The 7,000-nt window shown below is 63.3% G+C and carries 6 protein-coding genes; 3 read left to right on the top strand and 3 right to left on the bottom strand.

The window, feature by feature from the left end; genetic code table 11:
- Positions 1 to 4 precede the first annotated feature (4 nt).
- The 3 genes from H5U38_13115 (at position 5) to H5U38_13125 (ending at position 3,166) form a co-directional block, all read left to right on the top strand.
- Positions 5 to 1,045, top strand: a complete 1,041-nt coding sequence (locus tag H5U38_13115; protein MBC7187967.1) for a DUF2961 domain-containing protein — start codon at positions 5 to 7, stop codon at positions 1,043 to 1,045.
- 27 nt (positions 1,046 to 1,072) lie between these two features.
- A complete protein-coding gene (locus H5U38_13120; protein MBC7187968.1) occupies positions 1,073 to 1,840 on the top strand; it encodes an RluA family pseudouridine synthase in 768 nt (255 codons plus the stop codon).
- A 216-nt stretch (positions 1,841 to 2,056) separates the two neighbouring features.
- Positions 2,057 to 3,166 (top strand): radical SAM protein, encoded by a 1,110-nt coding sequence (locus H5U38_13125; protein ID MBC7187969.1) that lies wholly within the window; start codon positions 2,057 to 2,059, stop codon positions 3,164 to 3,166.
- 314 nt (positions 3,167 to 3,480) lie between these two features.
- Here the strand turns inward: H5U38_13125 and H5U38_13130 are convergent, their stop codons facing one another.
- The 3 genes from H5U38_13130 to H5U38_13140 form a co-directional block, all read right to left on the bottom strand.
- Positions 3,481 to 4,740 carry an aspartate aminotransferase family protein gene (locus H5U38_13130; GenBank protein ID MBC7187970.1) on the bottom strand — a complete coding sequence of 420 codons (1,260 nt, stop codon included), beginning with the start codon at positions 4,738 to 4,740 and terminating at the stop codon, positions 3,481 to 3,483.
- Positions 4,741 to 4,752: 12 nt separating this feature from the next.
- Positions 4,753 to 5,739: a hypothetical protein gene (locus H5U38_13135; protein ID MBC7187971.1), complete on the bottom strand. Its 987-nt coding sequence runs from the start codon at positions 5,737 to 5,739 to the stop codon at positions 4,753 to 4,755.
- A gap of 256 nt (positions 5,740 to 5,995) precedes the next feature.
- Positions 5,996 to 6,931, bottom strand: coding sequence for a prohibitin family protein (locus tag H5U38_13140; GenBank protein ID MBC7187972.1), 936 nt, complete (start codon positions 6,929 to 6,931; stop codon positions 5,996 to 5,998).
- Between the last annotated feature and the right edge of the window lie 69 nt (positions 6,932 to 7,000).

The following is a 7,000-nucleotide window of genomic DNA, read 5'->3' on the forward strand; positions in this document are numbered from 1 at the left end:
AGTCATGGAAATTGACCTTGCCAACATCTTCCGCAAACGTCACGCCGAGTCGCGCTCTCTCAGCGCCGAGAACCCTACGGGCGAGAAGGGAAAAGGGGCGATGGCGGAGCCGGATGCAGACAGCCCTGCCAGAGAATTGGGACGCGGTTGGAAGGTGCGCCCCTGCATCAGCATCGCGCCAGGGCAGACCGCGACCCTGATGGACCACGACGGTCCGGGGGTGATCCGCCACATCTGGCTCACGTGCAGCGAAAAGTTCTATCGCGACCTCATTTTCAGATGCTACTGGGACCACCTTGACCAGCCATCGGTGGAGGTACCCCTGGGCGACTTTTTCTGCAACTCCTGGAGCTGTCGGCAGAATATCCTGGCCCTCCCCATCAGCGTCAATCCGTCCGGGGGGATGAACTGCTACTTCCCCATGCCATTCCGCACCCACGCCCGCATCACCGTGGAAAACCAGGCCCCTGAGGAACTGCCCCACTTTTTCTACACCATCAACTACACCTTGGAAGAAGTGCCTGAGGATGCCCTGTACCTGCATGCTCAGTGGCGGCGTTCCAACCCATTGCCCTATGGCTGTGAACATGTTCTCGTGGATGGCGTGCGCGGCCAGGGGCACTATGTGGGCACCTTCATGGCCTGGCAGCAGAACAACGCCGGCTGGTGGGGAGAAGGCGAAATCAAGATGTTTATCGACGGCGACCAGGACTTTCCCACCATTTGCGGCACCGGTACCGAGGACTATTTCGGCGGTGCCTGGTGTTTCGGCGAGGACTTTAGCGGGCCTTTCTGCGGCTTTCGCCAGGTGGTGAAAAAGTCTGGCGAACCAGGAGCACGCATGACCTTGTATCGCTTTCACTTGCACGACCCGGTCTTTTTCTCCTCTGAGCTAAAAGTGACCATGCAGGCCCTCGGCTGGCGCAGCGGGCGGCGCTTTCTCCCCCTGCAAGATGACATTGCCTCGGTTGCCTACTGGTACCAGAGCCTGCCGCCAGCGCCGTTTCCACCTTTGCCGGATCGAAATGCGCGGGAGATCATTTGAGGGAGTGGCAACCTTCGGCCTTAGGCCATGGCAAAAATCCCATTAGACATCCTCTTTGCTGATGAGGCGGTGCTGGCGGTAGACAAGCCGCCAGGAGTGCTCACCATTCCGGACCGCTGGGATGCCAGCCGGCCCAACCTCTTGTCTATGCTGCGTGCCGTTCATCCGGGGGAGCACATCTTGCCGGTGCACCGCCTGGACGAGGGCACAAGCGGTGTGGTGCTCTTCGCAAGGGGGAAGGAGGCCCACCGTGCGCTCTGCCTCCAGCTCCAGGAGCGGGCCATGGTCAAGGTCTATTTCGCCATTGTCGCTGGGGAAGTAGCACACGACGGCACCGTTGCGCTGCCACTTGCCGGCGACGCCCGGCGACGGGGGCACGTGGCGGTGCGCAGCGACGGCAAGGAATCGGTCACTGACTACCAGGTGGTGGAACGCTTTCGCGGGTACACCTTGCTCAGGGTAGTGCCGCGCACCGGCCGCACGCACCAGATCCGCGCCCACCTGCAGGCCGTCGGGCACCCGCTGGCGGTGGATCGCTCCTATGGCGGCCGGCCTGCCATCTACCTCTCGGAGCTCAAGGCGCACTACAAGCGCAAACACGACCAGGAAGAGCGACCCCTCCTGAGCAGATTGGCACTGCATGCGGCTGAGCTTCATTTTGTCTCGCCCAGGAGCGGCAAGGTAGTGGTGCAGGCCCCGCTGCCTAAGGACTTTCGCGCCCTGCTGCACGCGCTGCGCAAGTATCGGCCACTGCCAGACCGGGAAGTCGGCCAGGCTGGCAGGAGGAACACCTGAACCAACGGCCGCCCGCAATTGCCCGGCGGACTGGCCCCAAAGGCCAAGCGTAATGTCTCGAAGGGCAGACCGACATCCTGCACGCTGAGCGGGCAACGTGGGGGAGGACTCTCGCTGCAAAGCGGGAAGGCCAGGGTGGCCAGCGTAACGTGCGAGCTGCGGAAAGCCCCCGCGACGGGTGAAAACATGCGCGCGGCGATGCATCGAGGAAACGGCATGGCGAGCGAGCGCTGCAAGCTCTGTGGGCAAACAGGACTGGTCAGTCGCGCTTTGGGCGTCTGCGCCGCCTGCCTAGTGCGGCGGGAAGCACAGGCGAAGGAATTTGTGCGACAGGCGCATGCCGCCGCACGTCGACCCTTTGACCTGCCGGAGGAAATCCCCGCGGCAGCCGAGGGCGTAGCCTGCAAGGGGTGTGGCAACCGCTGCCGCATCCCTGACGGCGGACGCGGCTACTGCGGGTTGCGGCGCAACAACCGAGGCAGACTCCTGCAGCAGGCGGGCACGGCACGCAGCGCCTTAGTGAGCTGGTACCACGACCCTTTGCCCACCAACTGCGTGGCAAGCTGGGTCTGCCCGGCCGGGGCCGAGGTCGGCTATCCCGACTTCTCCTATGCTCCCGGCCCTGAGCACGGGTTCACTAACCTCGCCGTTTTCTACGAAGCGTGCACTTTTGATTGCCTCTTTTGCCAGAACTGGCACTACCGCGAAGCAAAGCCGACCAACAAGCAGCGTTCTGCCCGCGAGCTGGCGGCAGCCGTGGACCGGCGAACTGCCTGCGTCTGCTACTTCGGCGGTGACCCTGCGCCGCAGGTGGCGCACGCCTTGGCGGCCTCGCGTCTCGCGCTCCGTGCCAACCAGGGGCGGCCGCTGCGCATCTGCTGGGAGACAAACGGCAGCGTCACCCTACCTGCCCTGCGTCAAATGGCCGAACTCTCGCTGCGCAGCGGCGGCTGCATCAAGATCGACCTCAAAGCCTTCACGCCGCAACTGCACGAGGCGCTCTGCGGCACGAGCAATGCCCAGACTCTGGCGAACGTGGCATGGCTGGCGCGACTGGCACGGCAACGCCCTGCAGTGCCGCTGCTTGTAGTCAGCACGCTCCTTGTGCCGGGCTACGTCGAAGCTGACGAGGTGCGCCGCATTGCAGAGTTCATCGCCGCGCTGGACCCGGACACCCCCTATTCGCTGCTCGCCTTCTACCCCCAATTCTTCATGAGCGACCTTCCTGTCACTTCGCGGGACCGGGCCTATTCGTGCCTCGAAGCGGCCCGGGCTGCTGGCCTGCGGCGCGTCCACTTGGGCAACCGGCACCTGCTGGGCCTGTAGAAAACAGGCGCCGGGGCGGAGCCCTGCTTCAGGCCCAAACAAGGAGCCGACTGCCAGATAGCGTCGGCGCCGCTCCTCCCTCGCTCCATCTGCCAAAGCAGCCATCCCCTTGACGGGTAGAGGGAGTTCGCCGACCGTACCATCCGCCCGGGCGCTTCCGGGACGACCTGCGCGGCAAGAACGCGGGGCAGACTTATCCCCAGCAGAAAGCCAGAGGACTGCAGCCGCCTGCGGATTCTCCCCGCTGTCTATTCGCGAGGGCCCGCGGTCCACGGAGCATCCGCTCTTGGTGCGCACCCACTCGCCGCCGGGGTTCACATCCGCGCAGCTGCCTGTTCCACCCAGTCCAGCATACCATCCAAGGCCGCCAGCACCTCATCGACTTCGTGCTCCCGGATGGTGAGCGGCGGCAAAAGCTGGTTCACCGACTGGTCGTTGTTGGCATAGATGCAGAGCAGCCCAAACCGGAATCCTGCCAAGGTGAGCAAGGGCCCCATCGCCTCGTGGGCGAGCTTCAGTCCCATCATCAAACCGCGCTGCCGTACCTCCACCAGCACCGCGCCGTGCCGTTCCTTGAGTCGCGCCAGACCATCGGCAAAGCGCCCGGCCATGCGCCGCACGTGCGCTAAGAATTCGGGTTCCTCCAGGATGGCAAGCACTTCCAAAGCCACATGGCAGCCGACCTCTGCGCCGCCAAAGGTGGAAATGTGGATGAAGGGGTTCTCATGCAAAAAGGCGTTGAGGTGGTCCCTGTAAATCGTGGCAGCGATCGGGTACAGTCCCCCGGACAGCCCTTTGGCAGTGACCAAAATGTCGGGGACCACCCCGAAAGTGTCGATGCCCCACACGGCCCCGCATCTGCCCAAGCCGCTCTGCACCTCATCGATGATCATCACCGCCCCATGCTGATCGCACAGGCGACGCACGCCGGCAAAATAGTCCTCAGGTGGCACCACGATGCCCATGGTGGCAGGAATGGTCTCGAAGATGACCGCGGCGGTGTCGGCGTCCATGGCAGCTGCCAATGCTGCCAAGTCACCGAAAGGCACTTGCACAAAGCCCGGCGCCAAGGGGGCAAAGGGCGCACTGTACTTGGCATCCCCTGCGGCTAGGGCAAACCCGGTGTGGCCATGATAGCCACCTTGGGCGCAGATGATCTTCGGCCTCCGTGTGTGGGCCCGCGCCATTTTGATGGCCATGTCGATGGCCTCGCCCCCTCCTACCCCGAACACCACCCTCTTCAGATCCCCTGGACAGAGCGCCGTCAGCCGCTCGGCCAGCAACGCGCGATGCTCGCTGATGAAGTGATGGTTGCCAATGTCCAGTTCTTCCAAGGCGGCCTTCAGCGCGGCGACCACCCGCGGATGGCGGTGGCCGAGGTTGAACACCCCGCCGTTGCAGTGGCAGTCAATGAGGCGTTGCCGGCCCGCCACATCCCACACGTACACGCCCTCTCTCTTGCCAAACACAAAGTCGATGCCGGCCTTGCGGAAAAACTCAACCTTGCCGCTGGATACGTGCCGGGCAAAGCTCTCGATGATCCGCTCCTTGGCCATGCTACCGATTGCAGCCATCTCTGTCCTCCTCTACCGCTTGATCTTGTCCGGCAAGATGTACGGGTACTCGCCGCGCAGCACCCATGTGCGCAGAAGGCGGTCGATCTTCCTCATTCCGAGGTAGAGCCGCCAGATGAGGGCGTCCTCCCGGTAGTAGGCAGCAACTTCCTTTTCGCCGATTGGGGCAATGCGCAAGTCGGCCGCTTCGTGGGCGAAAAAGGCGTTGGCCACGCGCAGGACCAAGGGGATGAGCTCGGGACGCTGCTCCTTGTAGAAATTGGCCGCCAAGTCGACCACCACGCGCCGGAAATCGTAGTAGCGGTCGACCACGTCCTTGAGGAAAAAGAGACGCAAGATCCAAACCAAGAAGGACGGGGCGCTGCGGAGAAATAGCTCCGTGTCCAACTGTTCCACGCCGTGCACGCGGAATAGCGGCGTGCTGGTGTCGAGGTAGAGGAGCGGCGCCTGGGCAATGTCCTGCCCGCTTCCCTCCCACAGCGCAGGGGCCCAGTTGGAAATCTGGCCGTCGATGGCAACCTGCAGGTCCGTCTGGCGCCCATTGAAGAGCCACACCTTGTGCAGCTCCTTGAGCACGCGGCCTACCAGGAGCTCGACCTCCTCCGGCGCCAGCCGGTGAATGAGGCGATTACCGATGAACTCGGCTGGCAACTGCGCCTGCACGATGTAGAAAACAGGCCGCCCGGTGCGGCCCCTGATGACCTGGTAGCCGTGCGCCGGCAGCGAAAGGCCGATCTCCTGCTCCAGGAGCCGGCAGTACTCCTGGTAGACGGACGCGTAGCGGCGCACCTCCTCGTCGTTCAGAAACAGAGGCATGCGCTTGAAAGCGAAGCCGCGCAGACCCTCGGCCTCAATGGCAAGCACGGTGCTGATTTCGCCAAAGCCCAACACGCGCGCGGGAATGGCGCTCCGCTCCGGGAAACGTGGATCGAGTCCGCACTCAAACCGCTCAAGGAGCTCGGCATCAACTACAATCGGTGAACTTCCTGTCGGCCTCATGCGCGTATCTTCTCCCTGTCCGTGTCAATGTTCACTCAACCCCCAGCGCGCCGGTAAGACCACAGCACAAAATACAGGCTCTTTCCCGGCCAGGCTACGCAAGCGAGGCACCATGGGCGGCGCGTGAGGCTACCGCCCGCCGGTTCCGCAAAGCGCCGAGATGAGCCCCATGCGCGAGCACAGCGCACCCGGCTGGCACCTGGTGCCGGTCAAGAAGTCAGGTCATGGCGCAACGGGCAAGGCCAAAGAGTTGGCGCTACCTCTGGCTGGTGAATCCCTGCAGATTCACCAGCGGCAGGATGTTCTGCGGCAGGACCCCCCACTGAATGTTCGGCGCCAACTTTTGCACGAACTCCCATTGGATGATGGTGGGGTTCTTGCTCAGCGCAGCCTGGCGGATCTCTATGCTCTTGGCGTCGCCCTCGGCCGCCACGATCTTCTGCTCCTTGCGGATCTTCTCCTGCTCCAGCTTGTTCTTCTCGGTGGTGATGTTCTCTAAGGCGATCTGCTTCTCCTCCAGCGTCCGTGCATACTCCGGCGTGAAGGTGATGTTGCGCAGCACCAGCTCGTCCAAGATCAGACCGTTGGCGGCAAATTTCGGGGCGAGCTCGTCAAAGAGCGCCTGCTGGGCGTCGTAGCTGCGCCGGGTGTAAAGGTCGTACGAGGCGAACTTGGTGGGCACGCGCCGCCCGGAGCCACGGATCTCCGTCTTGACCACCTTCTCCACATAGTCGCGCTCGGTGCCGAGGTTCTGCAGAATCCATGGCGCCATGCCGGGCTGGATCATGAAGCGCGCGGTGATGCCGACGCGGATCTGCTGCCCGTCGGAGGTGAGGGCGCTGATGACCACGTCCGGAAAATCGGCGCGGCTCTGGCTGGGCTCGTCGGAGGCTTCGTAGGTCTTCTTGATGGTGGGGAAGATGACTACCCGGTCCACCACCGGGATCACCACGTGCATGCCTGGCGGCAGCTCGCGATGCACGGCGCCGAGCCGCTTGACCACGCCCACCGTGCCTGCCTGGATGATGACCACCGCATCGATGATGAGCACAAGAAGCACAATCGCCGCCAGCGCCAGGAGAACGGTCTTGCTGCCAATGGCGGGGAGTTTCACTCCTCTCTGGCGTAGCGAAGCCAGCACCAGCTGCAGCACGAACAAGAAGATGAACGCTGCGATCAGATAGCCTGCCATGGTTACCTCCAAGGTTCGGGTACAAAGCCACAACAGCAGAGCATCGATGCACGCAATGTCAGCACGCAG

The sequence above is a fragment of the Calditrichota bacterium genome (assembly GCA_014359355.1).
Lineage (GTDB): Bacteria > Zhuqueibacterota > Zhuqueibacteria > JANLFK01 > Oleimicrobiaceae > Oleimicrobium.

Excerpts from the sequence above, each read along its gene's own strand:
- H5U38_13120 (MBC7187968.1), top strand. The coding sequence starts at position 1,073 with ATGGCAAAAATCCCATTAGACATCCTCTTTGCTGATGAGGCGGTGCTG.
- H5U38_13115 (MBC7187967.1), top strand. The coding sequence starts at position 5 with ATGGAAATTGACCTTGCCAACATCTTCCGCAAACGTCACGCCGAGTCG.
- H5U38_13130 (MBC7187970.1), bottom strand. The coding sequence starts at position 4,740 with ATGGCTGCAATCGGTAGCATGGCCAAGGAGCGGATCATCGAGAGCTTT.
- H5U38_13140 (MBC7187972.1), bottom strand. The coding sequence starts at position 6,931 with ATGGCAGGCTATCTGATCGCAGCGTTCATCTTCTTGTTCGTGCTGCAG.
- H5U38_13135 (MBC7187971.1), bottom strand. The coding sequence starts at position 5,739 with ATGAGGCCGACAGGAAGTTCACCGATTGTAGTTGATGCCGAGCTCCTT.
- H5U38_13125 (MBC7187969.1), top strand. The coding sequence starts at position 2,057 with ATGGCGAGCGAGCGCTGCAAGCTCTGTGGGCAAACAGGACTGGTCAGT.